At 27.1% G+C, this 20,410-nt stretch carries 14 protein-coding genes; 4 read left to right on the top strand and 10 right to left on the bottom strand.

Annotated features, from left to right (window positions below; all coding sequences use genetic code 11):
• The first annotated feature begins 24 nt into the window (after positions 1-24).
• Complete coding sequence (locus A966_RS01900) at positions 25-789, top strand: cell division protein FtsQ/DivIB (protein WP_008721933.1); 765 nt, start codon at positions 25-27, stop codon at positions 787-789.
• Between the two features lie 921 nt (positions 790-1,710).
• On the opposite strand, the gene A966_RS01895 is transcribed toward A966_RS01900, so the two are convergent.
• The gene (locus tag A966_RS01895; protein WP_232817728.1) at positions 1,711-2,607 is read right to left on the bottom strand and encodes an MATE family efflux transporter; all 897 of its coding nucleotides are present in this window, start codon (positions 2,605-2,607) and stop codon (positions 1,711-1,713) included.
• Between the two features lie 513 nt (positions 2,608-3,120).
• On the opposite strand from A966_RS01895, the gene A966_RS01890 reads away from it, so the two are divergent.
• Together A966_RS01890 and A966_RS01885 are read left to right on the top strand one after the other, a co-directional pair.
• The gene (locus A966_RS01890; protein ID WP_008721931.1) at positions 3,121-3,978 is read left to right on the top strand and encodes a hypothetical protein; all 858 of its coding nucleotides are present in this window, start codon (positions 3,121-3,123) and stop codon (positions 3,976-3,978) included.
• Positions 3,979-4,092: 114 nt separating this feature from the next.
• Positions 4,093-5,331: a M14 family metallopeptidase gene (locus tag A966_RS01885; RefSeq protein ID WP_008721930.1), complete on the top strand. Its 1,239-nt coding sequence runs from the start codon at positions 4,093-4,095 to the stop codon at positions 5,329-5,331.
• A 158-nt stretch (positions 5,332-5,489) separates the two neighbouring features.
• On the opposite strand, the gene A966_RS01880 is transcribed toward A966_RS01885, so the two are convergent.
• From A966_RS01880 to A966_RS01840, 9 genes are all read right to left on the bottom strand, one after another.
• Entirely contained in the window at positions 5,490-6,458 is a 969-nt protein-coding gene (locus A966_RS01880; RefSeq protein ID WP_008721928.1) for a beta-ketoacyl-ACP synthase III, read from the bottom strand.
• Between the two features lie 327 nt (positions 6,459-6,785).
• Positions 6,786-8,333: a DUF4026 domain-containing protein gene (locus tag A966_RS01875; protein ID WP_008721927.1), complete on the bottom strand. Its 1,548-nt coding sequence runs from the start codon at positions 8,331-8,333 to the stop codon at positions 6,786-6,788.
• A gap of 89 nt (positions 8,334-8,422) precedes the next feature.
• On the bottom strand, positions 8,423-9,130 hold the full coding sequence (locus A966_RS01870) for a M48 family metallopeptidase (RefSeq protein ID WP_008721925.1): 708 nt from the start codon (positions 9,128-9,130) through the stop codon (positions 8,423-8,425).
• Complete coding sequence (locus tag A966_RS01865) at positions 9,114-12,254, bottom strand: type I restriction endonuclease subunit R (RefSeq protein WP_008721922.1); 3,141 nt, start codon at positions 12,252-12,254, stop codon at positions 9,114-9,116. Before A966_RS01865 ends, A966_RS01870 begins: the two co-directional genes overlap by 17 nt.
• A gap of 399 nt (positions 12,255-12,653) precedes the next feature.
• Positions 12,654-13,802, bottom strand: coding sequence for a restriction endonuclease subunit S (locus tag A966_RS01860; protein WP_008721920.1), 1,149 nt, complete (start codon positions 13,800-13,802; stop codon positions 12,654-12,656).
• 94 nt (positions 13,803-13,896) lie between these two features.
• Positions 13,897-14,187 (bottom strand): ASCH domain-containing protein, encoded by a 291-nt coding sequence (locus tag A966_RS01855; RefSeq protein ID WP_008721918.1) that lies wholly within the window; start codon positions 14,185-14,187, stop codon positions 13,897-13,899.
• Complete coding sequence (locus A966_RS01850) at positions 14,165-15,691, bottom strand: PIN domain-containing protein (protein ID WP_008721917.1); 1,527 nt, start codon at positions 15,689-15,691, stop codon at positions 14,165-14,167. The genes A966_RS01855 and A966_RS01850 overlap by 23 nt, the downstream gene beginning before the upstream one ends.
• A 53-nt stretch (positions 15,692-15,744) precedes the next feature.
• A complete protein-coding gene (locus tag A966_RS01845; RefSeq protein WP_008721914.1) occupies positions 15,745-17,241 on the bottom strand; it encodes a type I restriction-modification system subunit M in 1,497 nt (498 codons plus the stop codon).
• Positions 17,242-17,280: 39 nt separating this feature from the next.
• Complete coding sequence (locus A966_RS01840; protein WP_008721912.1) at positions 17,281-17,877, bottom strand: restriction endonuclease subunit S; 597 nt, start codon at positions 17,875-17,877, stop codon at positions 17,281-17,283.
• Positions 17,878-18,364: 487 nt separating this feature from the next.
• Here A966_RS01840 and A966_RS01835 point away from each other — a divergent pair, with 487 nt between their 5' ends.
• Positions 18,365-20,209: a methyl-accepting chemotaxis protein gene (locus A966_RS01835; RefSeq protein WP_008721909.1), complete on the top strand. Its 1,845-nt coding sequence runs from the start codon at positions 18,365-18,367 to the stop codon at positions 20,207-20,209.
• Positions 20,210-20,410: the final 201 nt, after the last annotated feature.

Genomic DNA, 20,410 nt, shown 5'->3' with positions numbered 1-20,410 from the left:
TAAACAATAAAAGATGATATTATAATGAAAGATTTTAAAGATAATAAACTTAGAAAAAAGCTTAAAAAAAATAAACTTAGCGATAAACAGAAAAATATAATAAAAAAAATAATTATCTTTTTTGTTTCAGCTGTTATAATATTATTTCTTGTTGTGATTATAAATAAGGCTAGAATATTAAGAGTGGAAATACGGGGATTAGAAGTTTTAAATGCTATAGATATAATGGAAGAAGCTGGATTATCAAAGTACAATAATGTAAGTATTTTTAATGTACCTAAAAAAGAAATAAAGTCTGATATAGAAAATAATCCCAGACTTCAGGTAGAAAGCATAAAAACTTCTTTTCCTGATTTACTTATTATAAATGTAATAGAAAGAGGAACATTATTTTTATTAGAATCCAGCAGCGGAATATATGAAATTACAGATGACGGATATATTCTCAAAGATAATATTATTCACAATTATGATGTTCCATATATAACAGGGCTAAGCATTAATCCTACAAATAAAATGGTAGAAAATGATTATTCTAAATATCTTTCATCTGTTATATATGATTTAAAAACTAATCATAATGAAATATACAATCTTATATCCGAGATTAATGCCTATGGAGATGATTTAATACTTTATCCTAGGGGATATCAGGTGCAGGTGATATTAGAAAAGTATGTGAAAACTGATAAATTTGTAGATTTGGCTGCCATATTAAAGACATTGCAGAATCAGGATAATCAAACTCACAGAATAGATTTCAGATTTAAAGAGGCTATAGTTAATTAATAATTTTTATCTCTTTATTTAATGTTTAATACTCTTTATAAAAATTGCGCAGCATATTTATACTTTAGTATAAATATATTCTTAGCGCAGCAATTTTTATTTATGATAAATAGATTTCAGATTTAAAGAGGCTATAGTTAATTAATATATTTTTATCTCATTATTTAATGTTTAATGCTCTTTATAAAAATTGCGCAGCATATTTATCTTTAGTATAAATATATTTCAGATTTAAATAGTTAATTAAAACATATTTCTTATTTTTATATTTACGCACGGTGAATAAAATTTCAAATATAAAAACGTTTAAATTACAATTTTAATAATATATATAAATGCGTTCATCGTGCGTTAAAAAAATTTTTAAATTTAAACACAGCTAGGGCGGGTATGCTTTTATGATTTAAACTTTAAATTAAAATATATTTATCAGTTGTAAAAAGAATTCTAAAATCTAAAGGGCGGGGTATGTAATTAGGTTTTTAAATTTAATTACACACCCCACCCCTTATATTTATAGTTTGAATCTGCAATATAAACTTTAAATTTTCTTGTTATTGAGCCCCCACCCAAGGTTTTTTAAATTTGTTAATCTATATACCGCATGTCAAAACTATATTAAATATAATGTGCATTAATAATTGTTTATTTTTATTATATTTACAGCTAATTTAACATGCGTATTATTTTAATAAAGTTTATTGTAAGTAATTTTTCTTACAAATATATAAAAGTATATTAACCCTATAAAAGCGGGAACTATACTTGACAATGCCATCGCAATATATATTCCTAAATATCCTATGTATATTTCTAATATTTTTGATATTATTATTTTAAATATTATAGAATCTATAAATGAATTAATAAAAGCCAAATATGATTTTTGAATGCCTATTAAAAAACTATCTAATACATACATTAAAGCATAAGTAATACCATTATTTTTATATAGAAAATAATATCATTAATAACTTTATCATCTCCGCTGTAGAATATAGCTATTATATTTTTAAGAAATAGATGTATAAATATTATTGCTATTACTGTAGCAGATATATTAAATAATACGGCAAAATTAACCATGCTTTTTATTTTTATGTAATCTTTTTTTCCTATACTATTTGAAACAATTATACTTAAAGCCTCTCCTATAGACCAAGAAATCATACCTATAAAAGTATTTATTTTTAATCCTATTGTAAATCCTGTAATAGTGTCATATTTATTCATCATTATATTAACAAAAAAATATGATATATTTATTATAAGAATTTGAAATATGCAAGGCAAAGAAATAAATATTAGCTCCTTTATTATTTTTATATCAAAATTAAAAGTTAATAATTTTCTTATATAATATAAAGACAGTAAAAATGAAACAGCCTGAGATGTTACAGTAGCTAATGCTGCACCTTTTACAGATAATTTCAAAATATAACAAAATAAAAAATTTAGTATAAAATTTAGTAATGCAGCAATTATCATAAAATATAATGATACTTTTTCTTTTCCGCTTGATTTTATTACAGCTGATAGATAAGAATATAGAAATATAAAAAATATCCCTGAAAAAATTATTTTTATATAATCATCAGCATACTTAAATGATTCTTTTGGAATATTCATAAATAATAATATCTTATTTGAAAATATTAATCCTATTATTGAAATTATTAAAGCTGCTGCTGAAGATAAAAATAATAAACTTCCTATTGCCTGCTTATATCTTGTATTATCATCAGCACCTTTATATTTTGATATTATAACAGATCCGCCTATTGATAAGCCTAAAGATATAGAAGTTATTATAAACATTATAGAAGCACAATTTCCTAATGCTATAACTCAATTACTGCCAAGCAAATGAGAAATAAATATTATATCTGTAATGCTGTATAGGTATTTAATATATTTGAAATGAATAAAATAAATGAAAATTTTATTAAATACATGAAACTTTCCTTTGAATAAATTAAATAAAAAACATATTAAAAATTTTATAACCTTTAATAACTATAAAGAACTATAGCATACTGTTTTTTAGTATGCCCCAACAATAATGATAAAATATTTCCGGAGCTTTATTCAATAACAAGTTTCATATTTTTTATAATATATTCATTTTTATTAATTGTCAATTATATGTATTAATTATATTAGGAAGTTTTTTATATTAGAATTATAATACATAATTTTTTCATACTTTTTCTAAAAAAGTTATAAATAAATTGATAATTTTTATTATATTTATTGTTGAATTACTATTTAGTAATTATTCTTATGTAAAAACATATTACATAATAGTAAATTTTTTATAAAGGATATATCATGATAAAAAAAACAATCTATTTAACTTTTACAATTCTATTATTTTTACTAATTATAAGTTGCGGTAAAAATGCAAGTAATTCAACATCACCTATTACTAAAGAAAACAGCGAGTATACAGTTAAAGGTTTAGATGCTAAATACAATACTGTTTGGAAATTTTTTAATGCCGATGAAACAGGAAATAATGCAGTTGATGTTGTCATAGAAAATGGAGGAATAAACGGTTTAATTGTATCAAATAAAACAACAAAAGTAAATTTCACTAAAGATGATATTTACAGCATTGCAGATGAAAATAAAAATAAATATTATGACAGATATTTCGGATATATAGTAAGTTCTTCAGATTGGGTTGGAGAGATTCAATTTCCTACAGATGAATATGAAACTGTAGGATATGTATATATAAGAAATAAAAAAAATTCAGATATAATAGCCGGCATTATTGATAAGGCTCCTTCTGATAAAGAAGGAATAGATAAAGGATATTGGGGAAAAAGAAGCAGAACAGATAATGGTTTAAAAAGAACTGTAGATGTAGAAGGAGATTTTGTAACATATTATGAAAATGATATTCAAAAACTTAAAATACCTTCAAAATTCTTTGATTTATCTAAAGGATCCGGATTTTACGGATATACTATAATACTCGGACTTTTATATTCAGGCATATCCATAAATACATATAATTCCCAGGATGCGAGTATATTACCAAGTATATATTTTGAATATATTGACTATAATTACATACTTGATATCACATTAAGAGATGACGGAGTCCCTATTTCAGCAAAATATAATAAAATAGTAACAGTAATATCTCCGGAGGATATTCTATATTCAAAAGCAGATTAATTCTATTCTCACTACCATAAATTTATATAAGATGCTTTAAATAAAATTTTATTTAAAGCATTTTTATTTTTTTGCGACAATTAAAACGATATCTTTTATTTAATGGTTTTAATGATGAGCAAATATATAATAATATTAACAATAATACTTAGTTCTTTATTATCGGCGAATAATTTTAAAATTATATCCAGACAAGGCGAGGCATCTGTAATAGTTAATGAAGAGCATGCTGATATGGATATAAAAAAAAGTTTTCCCACTAATTATTTCTCTATATCTACAAAAGAGGAATCTTATTTAGTAATAGATAACGGAGAGAAATCAATTATACTTATGCCTAGTTCAAAGCTCACTTATGAGGATAATAAATTCACTTTGGATTCAGGATATATTTATGTAAAAAGCAAACATAATGATGATATTCAAATGACTTTAACAAAAGAAGGCAAAGGATATAATTTCAAAGGAAAATCTTTTGCTATAGTTTCTTATGATGATGAAGTATCCGTTATAACATATAATAATGCTGTAAAAATTACTCCTGAGGCATCTTTAGGAGTAAGCTATTTTTTAGAACCTAATCATAAAACATCTATAATACCAATGCTTAACGGCCCCTACAGAACTACAGAAAATGAAAAAGCCCTAATTGAAAATGTATCAAGACAATTAGAAAGCGAAGTAGCAAGCCATTTAAATGAAGATATAGACAGATACAATTTCAAAATAATGGAAGGTACTAAGAACGAAAATACTATATACAGAGTGGTTCACCCGGAAAAAGGACCTAATATATTTTTAATAGTGCCTCATGGAAGCGAGAGAGTCGGTACTGATGTTGCTATGGAAAGAATCAATATGCCTATAAAAAAAGGAAGTCTTACTATAGTACCTATTGCTGTACCTGAAGCATATAGAAAAAATACTAGAGCAATAGAAGGACAGGATATTAATAATAGATTCTTTGATAAAAGTATAAGCAGAACCGATACTGATAAATTAGCCAAAGAGTATATGAATATGCTTGATGAATATGATATAGATGTTGTACTTACTCTTCATGAGGGAAACGGATTCAAAGAATTTTTTGGAGATTCTATAATATATGACAGCAGAAAATTAGATGATAAAGTTGTAAAAGTACTTGATAATATAAACTCAAGGATAGAGCCTATGAAGTTTAAATTTAAACAAATGTATTATCCTATGCCTACAACTATTACTTATTATGCGGCTAAAAAGAATATAGAATCTTTTGGAATAGAGCTTACTAGAAATTTAGATTATGACAAAAAAAGAATAATTATGCATACTATATTAAGTGAGTTTTTGAAAATATACGGACTTGAATAGAAATATAATTTTTATCAAAATAAAAATTAAACAGCTAATGATTGATTTATTTCATCATTAGCTGTTTTTATAAGTTTTACCTTTATATATAAAAAATTTAGCAGTAATAAAAAATGAATATTATGTAAATTATCAACTGTCAATGATTTAAAAATTTATTACCAAATCATTAAAGTAGACCCCCAAGTAAATCCGCCGCCGAATCCTGTAAGAAGAACCAAATCTCCATCATTAATTTTATTATTATCTAAAGCATCAGTTAGAGCTAATCCTATACTTGCAGAAGAACAGTTTCCAAATTTGTTTAATACAACACTTACTTTTTCCATAGGAAGCCCTATTCTTTTGGCAACAGCCTGCATAATTCTTAAATTAGCCTGATGAGGTACAAAATATTTAACATCGCTTAATTGTTTTCCTGAATCTGCCAAAACTTTATCTATGCTATTAGAAAACTCAGTAACAGCTCTTTTAAAAGTTTCAGATCCTTCCATATATATCTTGAATTCAGGTGCCTCTATATCATCGGCTCTTATAGGACAAACGCTTCCTCCATTAAGTACAATACTCATATCCGGCTCACTTTGCATATGCATTCCTATTATACCTTTACCGTCATTTCTTGCTGTTATTAATGAAGCAGTAGCAGCATCTCCGAATAAAATAGCAGTTCCTCTGTCTTTCCAATTAATATCTTTAGTAAGTTTTTCGCTTGAAACTATAAGTACATTTTTACATTGTCCGCTTTCTATTAAAGCAACAGCTGTGTTTAATGCATATATATATCCAGAGCAAGCTGCAGATATATCGGTAGCAAAGCAGTGTTTTAATCCCAATGTTTTTTGCAATTGTCCTGCCATAGAAGGGAATATATAATCTTTTGTTACAGTAGGTACCAATATTGCATCAACCTCCTGCAAATCAACACCTTTTTTTTCTAAGTTTCTAACAGCATTCAAACCCATTTCAAAAATAGTTTCATCTGCTCTTGCCATATGTCTTGTTTCTATTCCTGTACGAGTTATTATCCATTCATTGTTAGTGTCCAATATACTTTCAAAATATTTATTATCTAATATTCTTTCAGGTACATAGTAAGCTATGTTTTTTATATATGCTCTTTCCATACTTTTCTCCGTTTTAATGTAATGTACTTAAGATAGAACTCTTATTGTAAAAGTTTAATTAAAAAAATAAAAAAATCTATAGCTAATAATAACTATTTTTGTAAATTTAACTGCAGTATTGATATTATTTTATGATATTTTAATGTTAAATTATCAAAGATAAGCTGTTACAGTGCTTAATAAAAAATAATATATAAAAATTGTTTGATAATTAGATTTATTAATATAGGTTTTATAAATATAGATTATTTTAATTTATTTACTAACAAAAATTGCAGGCTAATTATATATAATAAATTTATTATATGCCCGCAATTTTTAATAATATTATTCTTCTTGAAATAATAGATATATATTTCTTGAATTGTAGTTATTTTCTTCTGTATATATTTCCCAATCGGTAAGTCTCTCTATGCTATGCATTCCTCTATCGCCTTCATGCATACCCAAATCTTTATAAGGTTCATTTATTAAAGTAGCATCGAAATATCCTTCATTGGTGAAGTCATGCACATCAAACCATAAATGCTCTAAGTCATTAGGGTTTTCTTCTGTTTCTCCGTATCCTAATTTCACTAAGAAAGAAGTTTTATCATCACCTTTATTCTTATTCAATAATTCTAGGAAATACTCTAATTTTTCAAAAGCAGCCTCTCTCATTAGCGAAGTTTCAAAATAACTCATCATAAACATAGGATTATCTGTAAGCTCATTTTTATAATAATCAAGAGAATGATAATTGCCTTCAGCATCTACAGCAAGCAAAATACCTGAAGGCGTATTATGCACTCCGTCATTTCTGTCTTTAGCACTTCCTGTAATATCATCAGTAATATTTAATTTCTTCAAAGCCTCCTGCCAAGGAAACCAGCATACATAAGTGTTATATGCAGGATTAAATTTAAATCCAGCTTCTGGAACTCCCCTTTCTATAAACATTTTTGCACAAGTATTAAGCAATGCACCATAAGAGGCATTTGAATCTTCAACTCCTACTATTTCCAATTCTATAGAACCTACTCTGTAAAGTCCATGCGTATGAAACCAATATTCTACTTTATTAGGGTCTTTATCATCATCATAAACTGCATGTATGGTATATAGATAATCTAAAGAAGGAGGTAATGCAAAAGTTGATGTATAAGAAAGCCAATCTCCTGAATGTGCTGTGTAGCATGACATATCTAAAAATATAGAACATTCCGGAACTAAACTGTCTAATAATTTTAATTGTCTTTGATAGTCGGTAAGCGGATGATTATCAAATGTTGTTGATATATGTACTGCATATTTACATTGACATGCTTCATTATAATCATCTTCTCTTACTGTATTTACAGAAAATATTTCAGGTACATTTTCAGTAACGCTTGAAGCATCTACTAATGCCGCATAAAAACTAAGCTCATCATTATTTTCTTCTTCTTCATGATTGTGTCCGCATCCGCAGGAATGTTCTTCATCATCATGATTATGTCCGCATCCGCAGGAATGTTCTTCATCGTCATGATTATGTCCGCATCCGCAGGAGTGTTCTTCATCGTCATGTCCGCATCCGCAGGAGTGTCCTTCTTCATCATGATTATGCCCGCATCCGCAGCCATCTTCTTCCATTTCATCCATCTCATCTATAACCATAGGCAAATACTGCAGCTTAACCGATACTTCCCACTTGGATTTATCTCTTATAAAATTGGATTTTTCTATTTTATTGAACTCTAATACCATATATTCATCAGATTCTGATAATATATCTCTGAACTCTTCAACTGTCATATTATGATCATATTCTTTAGTAAATACAGCCGCCATCCATGATTCTAATCTCTGCTCTCCGCTAGAAAATACATTATATAACTTTTCATTATAATCCATTATTTTTACCTCTATTATTAATTTTGTATTATGAAATTAAAAAGCTTTTTTAGTATAGAGTAATTTATATTTTTTTCAACTTCTTTAAATTATAAATTAGTAAAAAATGTATCCAAAATCTTCTTTTCCTTTTTCCATTCCGGCATATACAAACTTACTATATTATAAAATTTTTTACTATGATTAGCCTGAAGAAGATGTGCTAATTCATGAAGAACAATATATTCTACAGCAGAAATCGGATATTTCATAAGTTCCAAATTAAATGTAAGATGTTTTTTATTTATATCGCATGAACCCCATTTGCTTTTTAATTTTTTTACTGTGAATGTATTAATTTCTAAGTTCATCATAGCAGAGTATTTTTTTATAAGTGAATCAAATAGCTTTAATGCTTCTTTTTTGTACCATGTATCAAGAAGAATATGTTTTTTTCTTATATCACTGTTTTTGTATTCCTCTTTATCTTTTATATTTACATACATATACATCATTCTGCCGGCAAGAATTATATTTTCTTTATTGCATTTTAATACTTTAAGCATATAGCTTTTACCAAGATAATATACTTCATTGCCGCTTGCAAGTTCCTTTTTGCTTATATCAAAGCTGTTTTTCTTTTTTATAGCTTCCTTTCTCTCTTCTATCCATTCTCTTCTTTTTTCTATAAGTTCGTATATGTACTTTTTAGAAGCTCTTTTTGGGGCTGTAACATATATATTTAAATCGGGCTTTACTCTTATATAAATATTTTTTATTTTTTTATATTCTATTATTATTTCACTTGTAGTTTGCATATATATTTAAACCTATCTTCACCAGCATTTTTAAAAATTCTTTCATCTCTTCATTGCTTATACTTAATATTTTTTTATCCTTGCTTTCTTTACCAAGTTCATATAATTTTATATCTATATCACCTTCTATATTATTTCTTATAGATTGTATATTCTGCCAATTAGGCATACCGCTGCTAGATTTAAATAATTTATCAACAAATAAAGAAAAGTCTATTAATGTATTATCATTATCTATATATTTTTTAGAGTTATCGTATATGGATCTTGCACATTTATTATCTCTTATACGCTCATCATATTTAAGATTTTCTTTTTCATTTTCGCCTCTTATTGTAGATGCTACTTCCATTACCTCTAAAAGTTTTTCCTGCTCATTTATCCTGTTATTCTTGTATTTTTCTATTATATCAAATATTTTCTCTGAAAGTTTCCTATACATTTCAGGGTTTTCATCCATTTTTTCTTTTATAACACTGTTTGCTGCATTTATTATGGCATCTGCTTTTGATTCATTTAAATAATCTATTTCTTTTTCAAAGTCGGCATCAAATATGCTGGGTATTTCATTTAATACTTTCACATTATTATCAGTACCTACAAACTCATCATATAATTTCTGCATTTTAGATTCATATTCTTTAAAATCTACAGCTTCATGATGGGTAATTCTTAAACGATTTCTAATCTCAATACAAGTTTTAAATAATTTTTTATATTTTTCAATTTCTTTATATTCAAAACTTTCTATAAAATGATCGCTGAACTGACATATATTTAAAAGTTTTGAATAGTTTAAAAATAACCCATAAAATTTTTTTCTTTTATCTTCATCGCTTAAAAGAGGAGGACATATCTCATAAGCCTTTTCTAAAGTAAGTTCAGGCAAGAACTGTACTAAATCTTCATAGGAATTTTTAAACTCTTCAATTTTTTCCTTTATATCGAATACAACATCTTCAATATCTTTAGGATCATAATTGGCTAATTTATCATAAGCATTTAAAGCATTATCCAAGTTGGAAAGAAGTCCTCTATAGTCTATTAATATTCCATTATCTTTTCCTGAATATGCTCTGTTTACTCTTGCTATAGCCTGAAGAAGTCCATGATCTTTTAATTTTTTATCTATATATAAAACCTGAGCCTTTGGGGCATCAAAACCTGTAAGAAGTTTATCTACTACTATTATTATATCTATAGTGCCTTTTTTAAAACTTTTTATTATTTCTTCTGTGTATTTATTTTCATCATTTGAATATTTGCTGTATAGAGCTTTCCATTTTTCTGCTACATACTGTTTTTTTTCTGAGCCGTTATTTTTTTTGTATTCATCACTGTCTGCCCCTTCATCATTTTGCGAAGATATGACCACTGCTGTTTCAAGACTATGATAAGTATCGAATATTTCCTTCATCTTCATAGCCTCATATTTGCTTTCTACTGCAAGCATGGCATTAAACTCTGTATTTGCTAAATTAGTTTTATAATGTTTTGCTATATCATCGGCTAATACTATTAATCGCTGTTCGCTTTCAAGTATCACATTTTCGCTTAGATTTTTCTTTTGTAAATCTTCTTTTTCTTTATCTGTTAAATCTTTTGTAATTAAATCGAATCTGTAATCTAAGCCTTTTTTATCGTATATTTTCTGATTTATCAATCTGCTTTCATAGTATAGAGGTACTATTACTTTATCTTCTAAAGCATCTCTTATAGTGTATGAATCTATAAAGCCTCCGAATTTCTCTGCTGTACTTTTTTCGGATTTGTATAAAGGTGTTCCTGTAAAGCCTAAATAACATGCATTAGGAAAGACTTTTCTCATCTTCATAGCAAAATCCCCGTACTGCGTTCTATGGCTTTCATCTACTAGTATAAAAATATCTGCAGAATCCATTACCACTTTTTTGTCGAATACTTTTTCAAATTTATTGATTACTGTTGTTATGACGCTTTTACCGCTTTCTATTAATTTGATTAAATTCGCACCTGTTGTTGCTCTTTCAACCTCTATATCCGTATTTTTGAAAGTGCCGTGAATTTGCTCGTCTAAATCTACTCTGTCGGTTACCACCACTATTTTAGAGTTTTTTATTTTTCTTGATATTATTTTTGTAAGCATAGACATTGTAAGACTTTTACCGCTTCCCTGAGTATGCCATATTACTCCGCCTTGTCTTTTCCCTTGACTTATATTTTGTATTCTATCCATAGTTTTTTTGATAGCGAAGTATTGATTGTATCTTGTAACTTTTTTTACCGTTCCGTCAAATATGATGAAATATTCTAATATATCAAATAATCTCTCTTTTTCAAATAATGAATATAATGTTATGTCTATTTCATTTATTACTCTGTCTTTCACTATTTTTTTTAATGCTTTCATTACTTTGCTTTCTTCTTTTCTGCCTGTTTTATCTTTTTTATTATCATTATTTTCTTTATCTTTCCAAACATTATATAATTTTACCGGAGTTCCTGCTGTGCCGTATTTAACCATATCATCATTAGCACATATTAGTAATTGGCTGAATTTAAATAATTGTCTTATTTCTTTTTCTTCCTGATTTCTCACCATCTGCTCTATAGCATTCTTTGAGTTTACGCTTCCTTTTTTTAATTCTATTACTGCTATAGGTATGCCGTTTATAAATATTACTAAATCTGGTCTTCTTGTTTTTTCTTTTTCTTCTGTACTGTTTCTAGTTACTGTAAATTCTTCAGTGATATGAAATGTATTATTTTCTATATTATCAAAATCTATATATTTGATATTAAAACTTTCATATTTATTTCCGATTTTTTCTTTGTATGATTCGCCTTTTAAAATTCTTTCTGTAATCTCTTCATTTGTGATTAAATATCCTTTTATAAGCGGCATATCCAAATCACTTATTGCCTTTTTGATATTATCTATTGAAAAGCTGTTTTTCTTATCATCATACATAAAGTAATTAATTTTTTTAAGCTGTTCTTCGAGAATATTTTTAAATAGCACATTATTAGTATCATTATCTCTTTCTTTAAGAGCTTCTTCCGGGCTTAAATATTGGTAGCCCATATTTTTAAAAAGTTCTATAACTTTATTTTGTAATATTCTTTCGCTGTATTGTTCATTCATAAAAAACTCCTGTATTCGCCATTACCGCAGGTATGCTTCGCGACGGGCAAGCTGCACGGTATTGCTTATTCTTATCAAATGCCCTATGTAAATACGGCATCGTACCTTTCATTATACAATGAATTATAATAATAAAAAGCTAAAAAATATTATAATGCAATCACAGAAATAAAAAGTAATCCCTAAATAATATAATAGTGAGTCGAAACCGTATTACAGCTTTAGCTGGAATACATTTATAGGTTTCGGCTAACATAACAATAATAAAATTGTTTTTTGTCTTCTTTTTTACAAAAACTACTTGCCGTAGCGGCGATCCGCACGGTATCGCTTAACTTTTAAGATAGTACAATGTATGTGCGGCATCGTACATTTTATTATACAATTATATTCAAAACTTTAAATCCTCACCTCACCGCTTAAAAGCCTCTGCATAAGTCCTTTCTTCTGCTGTTTACGAAGCTCCAACTGCTTTTTAAGATTGTCAATCTCTTCGTCTATAACCGAAATAAGCCCCGCAATTTTTTTCTGCTCCTCTAGGCTTGGTACTTTTATTTCCATATCTGTTAATGTGCTTAGAACTATATATGGTGTATTTCCCTCATTTTTTTCTTTTCTTATTCTATCCTTTAAATATATGTCAAGATAATATTTTATATATTTTATATCTTCTTCAAAATCCATTAAAACATAAGTTCTTTGATAAGCATTAAACTTACCTTTATAATAATGAACATATCCAACATAAGCACCATTGCCGGATATTAATAAAGCCTCCCCATCAAAGGCATACTCATTTATTCTATAATATTCTCTAGCACAAGTATAAAACCTATATTGCCCGTTTTCTTCCATAGCATTAGCATCTAATTTTCCTGTTTTTATACTTCTGCTAATTTCAGATAATTTTTTTATTTTCCACTCATCTCCAAAACCATTGAAACGAACTTCACCGCTTAACACTCTCTGCATTACGCCTTTCTTATAAAGCTCTTTCTTCTCTATTAATTGCGTAAGATTCTCTATAACATCATCGCATAATGACAAAATTTCAGATATACGCTTCTGTTCATCTATGGGCGGCAGTACTATATTCATATTAGCATATTCTTTTCCATTTATTCCAGGCTGTCCTGTTCTTGCAGATGTTATTTTTACAAAATGCCAATATCTCTTACTTTGAGTATAATATTTTAAAAATAGGCTATTTAATATATTTTGATTCGGTTTTACTTTTATTAAATAACCCGCAAAAACTAAAATGCCGTCTTTTCTATTATATAAATATGTTTTTCCTACCGAAGCTCCTGTTCTTGCAAACAGAAAGTCATTATCATGTAAAATATACTCTTCATAATTAGCATTGTTAACAGATACTTTATTATCATTTATAAAATTTCCATACTCATCTATATCAGTTATCCTTATATATGTAGGTAATGAATTATCATATTTTACAGCAGGGGCATTCATTCCATATTTTGGTTGTTCTAATAGACATTCCTGCAATTTTACTTCCTGCCATCCTGCTGGGAGCGGTTGGTTCATTGTTGGGGCTCCTTTTTATAAATATACAAATGATTGCGGTGCATAATAGATATTAAAATCTTCCAATTTTTTAGGTTTACGATATTTTTTTATTTTACCTATTTTTTATAGCATATGCTATTTCTTTATTTTCAAGATATTTATAAAAAAAATCTACAGAAATACCGGACTCATATTTTATTATGTTCCATACATTATCTAAATCATCAGATATTATATCTTCTATTTCAAATTCACCTACTACCTTAGAAATAGGAGATGAAGAATATATTATAATTTTTTTTATATTTTTTCTTTTAAAAATAGATTTTCTAATTTCATATTTTTTACTACCATTGAATATTTTTTCAACATATTCAGGTTTAATAGACAATAAAACTTTCATTTACTTTACACTCTCTTAATATTAATAAGAATTGTTCTTTTGTTATTTTTGTTAGACCTCTAATTCCATTATCAGCATCACTTATAATTCCTAGTTGTAGTAATCTACCTCTATTCATTCTATTCCCAATTTTAAATGAATATACATATAAAAAATTAATTAAAAATGGTTTAGCACCTTTCCCGTTCCAAAAATTAGATAATTCTTTATCTGTAAAAATACTTCTTTTCCTAGAATTTATTATAAATTCTTTTTCATTTTTTATCTTATCAATTTTTTCTTCAACTATTCCTATAGTAGTTATTACAGATGAATATTTTGCTGGCTTACCTTCTTCTTTGGTTCTATAAAATATTATAATATCTCCCTTTTTTATATTTTTGTTTAATGAACGAGATACATAAACTTTACTTATTGCATTTCTATGTGGTAAATTATCTTTAAAATCTTTTGCAGATTCTGTTTTTAAATAAGAATCAGGTAATAAATCTGTATGATAATCTGGATATATTGGTACTAAAAAGATATTTGTATTTATTGAAAAAAATGGATAAGTATGTTTTGGTTCTTCTATATTAAACCTTTTTGAAAAATCTCTAATATATACTAATTCTCCATTCTCTCCTTTTTTTCCCCATTTAATAAAACCATATTCTTCAAATAAATTAATTAGTCTATTTTGTTCTTCTCTTTTATCAAAAATTGTAACATATATTTCATCAACTTTATTAGCTATAGCATTATCAAATATTATTTTTATAAATCTCTCACCTAATTTGACTCCGTTATATTCTACTTTAAAAGTACCTATTTTTAATCTTTTTTTAGGAGAAAATGCTGGAATTATATCAGCATAGTTTTCATCTTTGTCTTCAACTTTTAAATATAAAAAAGATAATAATTTTTTATCTTTGTAAGTAACATAAGCTATTTCATTAGATTTTTTATTAAACCATTTATCAAACCCAACATAATCTTCTTTTAAAGAATCAAAGAATTTATCTTTTAAATCTATATTACCAAAATATTCTTTTTCTACTGATAAAACTTTATAATCAATGAGTTCAGGATTTTCTGCAATAACTTTTTCTAGAAAAGAGTCTATGGTAAATACTTTATTATCTATATTTACTAATTTAGCTTTTTGATGTATTTTTTTATCTTCTGTAATAAATATATCAACTCTGTCATTTACAAGTTCATTTAATAATAAAGTATCATTTTTATCATTTTCTGTTTTGTCAAATTTTTCATATATTTCAAGTAGTTTTTTATTTAATGGAGCTTGAGTCATTAATAAAGTATAATTTTTAGATTTTACATTCATAACATCTACAGTATCAGAATTTGAGTTTTTATTTAATTCTTCAAGATTAATTTTATGTATACATTTTTCATATTTAGTCTTTTCTAGCCATTTAAATAGACTACCTATTTCTCTATTGATTATTTTATTATTACTTTCTCTATGAATAATAATATTTGTATCTAAAAGTGCTTTCATAAAATTCTCCACAAACTAAAATTATAACTAATTTGCTAAGTTTTTCAATTATATTATAATTTTATATCTTTCAAAAAATCTTCTAATTTGCCGCTTAGAGTTTCGCGTTCTTTTTCTAATGCTGTTATTTCTTTGTTTATGCTCTTCAAGTCCACATGCTCCTCATCTTCAAATGAGTCTATATATCTAGGTATATTGAGATTGTATTCATTTTCTTTGATTTCTTCTAGGCTTGCTGATTTAGAGTATTTTTCTATGTTTTTTCTGTCTTTGTAGGCTTTTACTATTTTTTCTATATCCTCATCGCGTAAGCGGTTTTGATTTTTTCCTTTCTCATATTCTACGCTTGCATCTATAAATAAAATGTCTTTCTCTTTTCTGTTCTTTTTTAATATTAAAATGCATGCTGGTATTGAAGTGCCGTAAAATAAATTGTTTGGAAGCCCTATAACAGCATCAAGCAAATTTTCATTTATTATTCTTTCTCGTATTATTCCCTCGCTAGCTCCTCTGAATAATACCCCATGAGGCATTACAACAGCAGTGATTCCATTTTCAGACATACTGTTTATCATATGAAGTACAAAAGCATAGTCTCCCTTGCTCTTTGGAGGTATGCCGTACTCAAATCTATTGTATTGGTCTTTAACTGCAGTTTCATCTCCCCATTTATCCAAGCTGAAAGGAGGATTAGCAACTACTATGTCAAATTTTTCTAAATTGCCGTTTTTATCCAAGAATTTAGGCTCTTTTATAGTGTCGCCCCATTCAATCATTCCTTTATCGCCTATTTCATGCAAATACATGTTCATTCGGCATAAAGAATATGTTTGGTTGTTTTTCTCCTGTCCGTATACAGAACATTTTTTGCCTCCTAATTCTTTATACACTTTAACAAGCAAAGAACCGCTTCCGCAAGTAGGGTCATATACTTTAACTCCGTCTTTTATATTCAAAGTTACTATTTTAGCTATAAGCATAGATACTTCAGGAGGAGTGAAGAATTCGCCTCCTTTTTTACCGGCATAGCTTGCAAAGTTTTTTATCAAATACTCATAAGCATCACCCATAACATCATTGTTTTCTAATGCACTGGGACTTAAATCTAATGCAGGATCATTGAAGTCTTCAAGCAGATTTTTTAATATAGAATTTCTTGTTTTTGTATTGCCGAATTTATTTGAATCATTAAAATCTATATTATTAAAAATGCCTTCAAATTTACTCTGATTCTGTTTTTCTATTTCTCTTAAAGCAGTATTGATCCTCTCTCCAATATTGTTTTCCTCTCTTATAGAATATAAATAATCAAAGTTAGCAGTTTCGCTTATTTTATAATCCAGCCTTTCAATCATTCTTGATAAAATACCTTCATTGTCTTTATATTCTTTTCTTAATTCTTCAGTTTTTTCTTTCACGAAATCTGATAAATATTTCACAAACAGCATACTCAATATATAATCTTTATAAACAGATGAGTCTATTGATCCTCTGAAAGTATCGCATGCTTTCCAAACTATATTTTCAACTACTTCTTTTGTTGTTTTCATCTTGATTTCTCCTTTTAAAAAATATATTTTAGTAAATGATTAACAGTTTTTTAATATTTTATTCATAGCTTCTTTATAAAATACTTGTTTTAATTCAAAAAGTTTTCCATAAATAAAAATATCCCTTTCAAATAATGAATTTATTTCAATGATTTCTTTTTGTTTATCTATACTAGGCAATTCTATTTCTATATTTGCTATATCAAAAGTTCCTATTGATATTATCCCTGTTCCTCTTGATTCTCTTTTTAAAAATTTCTGAACTTTTTTATTATTTAGATAAATAGCAAGAAAATGAGGCAGGCATATATTATAAAATTCTTCTTTTATTCTGATACATGCCATTAATGAACTTATTATACAATTATCAATATTATCTTCTACTATTAGGCTATTGAATGGTTCTCTAAGCCTTATGATAATATCATTTGCTTGTATTAATTCGATATTTTTTTGTTTGATTTGTATTGTATCAATATTTTTTTCATTTTGAGTATACTTAATAGATTTATTATCGAATGCTTTTAAGTTTATGAGATTGACTTCATACCCTTTTTCGTATATCTTTGCTGAAGCCCTTGAAACAGATGCCCCTACTCTTATATTTGCAAGCTCTTTTAATATGATTTTTTTCATAATTTATTTCCTCCTTATGTTTTTATATTAGCACATAAATTAGGTATTGTCAATATTTTTTATTAAAAAATTACGCTCTAATCAAAAATATGCTGTTAAAAATATATAGGTGCCGTATTTTTTATTCATATAATGATATATATTTTTTACCTATCAAGAAACATACTGTTATTTTTATATAAAATTTATTTGATAATACAGATTATTGTTTAATTGTAATATTTTATTTTGATATATAAATAAGCGGATATAAAACTATATCCGCTATTAAGGTAAATTATGAAGAAAAAATTTATAAAATTAGATACAAATCAACTTTGTTATATTAATAATATATAAAACTTTTAAAAAAAGTGTAAAAAAAATACGATTTTTATATATTTTTTTTAAAATAAAATATTTTATATGAAAAAAAAGTATAAAATTACTAAAAAATAACGATTAAATATAAAGCATTTTCTATTTTTATATGAATTGGAGTTTGTCTATGAAAAAGATACATAGTTTATCTTTCAAGGTTCCTGCTATAATATCGGTTACATCTATATTAATAATATTTATTGTATTAAGTGTAGCAGTAACTTTTGCTAATAAAGGTATAAGCAAAAGCAGATTTGAAGGCTTTGCCAACACAGCACAGTCTTATGCTAAATTATTTGATGCCATATTGGTAGATCAGATTTCATTAGCTAAAACATATTCTGTTGCACCTGCTGTTATGAATTCACTTTTAAATAGAAATGAACAGACAGAAACTGATGCTTTAAATGCTTTGGCACTATTTAATGGTGCTAATGAATATTCTATAAATATAGCAGTAGCAGATTTAAATGGGGATATTATAGCTGATGCTTTAGGAAGCTCCATAGGTAATAGTATTTCTGATACTAGACCTAATTTCTGGTCTATACTAGAAAGAAATAATTTTGAATATACATTTGATGAGGAAATAATAGATTCAGCAGATACTGGAAATAAATCATTGATTTTAGGCGGTGCTATAAAAAGTTTGGACGGCAATTTATTAGGAGTAATACTCGTAGTAATAGATTGGAAACTTATACATGACAATTACTTTGCTGATATAACTTTAGGACAAACAGGCAGAATACTTGCTATAGATTCTAATTTAACTGACATAATGGATAATCTATATGATCAAATAGGCTCTAGTGTCGTTCAGGATTACAAAACAGTTTTTGATAATAATTTAACTCAGGGTACTTTATCCTATATCTATATGGATCAAAAAAGAACAGGTTCTTATTGCAAAATGAAATCTATGAATTGGATAATAGCTATGACTATGTTCGATAGTGAGATATATTCTACAAATAGGGAATTGATTTTAATAAGTTCGTTAGTAGGTTTAATTGCTGTTGTATTATTATCTATATTTGTTTATCTTTTCATAAAGAGAATAATGGGACATATATACAGCATTATAAGAGAGGCTAAGGAGATAGAGGCAGGAAATTTGACTTATGTTTCAAATGAACATAAAAGAAAAGATGAGCTTGGAATATTATTTGAATCTTTCAGCGGAATGCGTAAAAAACTGACAGAGATAATATCTCAAGTTAATGATTCTTCTATCAAAATCACTACAGCGGCTCAGGAATTAGCAAATGGTAATTCTGATCTATCAAGGAGAACAGAAGCTCAAGCTGCAAGTCTTGAAGAAACTGCTTCTTCTATGGAGGAGATGGCTTCTACAATTAAATCTTCTACTTCGCATTCTATAGAAGGCAATAATATGATGAAGGAATCTATGAATTCAATTAGAAATGCAGGAGCTATAATTTTAGAAACAACTAAAAGCATAGAAGAGGTTAATGAGGACAGTGAAAAAATAAAAAATATAACTAAGGTCATAGAGGATATCGCTTTTCAAACTAATATATTGGCACTTAATGCTGCTGTAGAAGCTGCCCGTGCCGGAGAGCAAGGTAAGGGATTTGCTGTTGTAGCAAGTGAAGTTAGAAATTTAGCACAGAATTCTCAGTCTTCGGCTAAGGATATTACTGCTTTGATTAATGTTATATATGATAAGATTAGTAAGTCTGTGGAGAAAGCAAAAGAATCAGAAAAAATATTTGAAGATTTGGAGAAAAAAATAGAAGAAACTTCTAATATAATGAGAGATATTAGTGAAACGGCTATAGAACAGCAGTCAGGAGTTGATCAGGTAAATATAGCAGTTTCTCAAATGGATAGCGTAACACAGCAGAATGCCGGATTGGTAGAACAATCTGCTTCAGCGGCTGCTTCTTTGTTAAATGAAGCTAGAGACTTGGAAGATGCTATGCAGTTTTTCAAATTAAATAAATAATTTATTTGATATTATTACAAAAAAATATACTGCCATCTGATAATTTATTATGATACTTTTTTCAACGCACGGTAAGCAGCATTTTATTTATAGTTTAAACTATGATTTTTGGTTAGCATATATTTTAAATATTATTCTGCGTGTGGGTATGCGTTTTTTAAATTTTAAAAAAAACTTGGGTGGGTGCTAATAAATTCTAAT

The sequence above is a fragment of the Brachyspira hampsonii 30446 genome, from assembly GCF_000316195.1.
Lineage (GTDB): Bacteria > Spirochaetota > Brachyspiria > Brachyspirales > Brachyspiraceae > Brachyspira > Brachyspira hampsonii_C.
The sequence above is the reverse complement of the archived record's forward strand: the minus strand, read 5'-3'. Positions and strand labels throughout refer to the sequence as shown.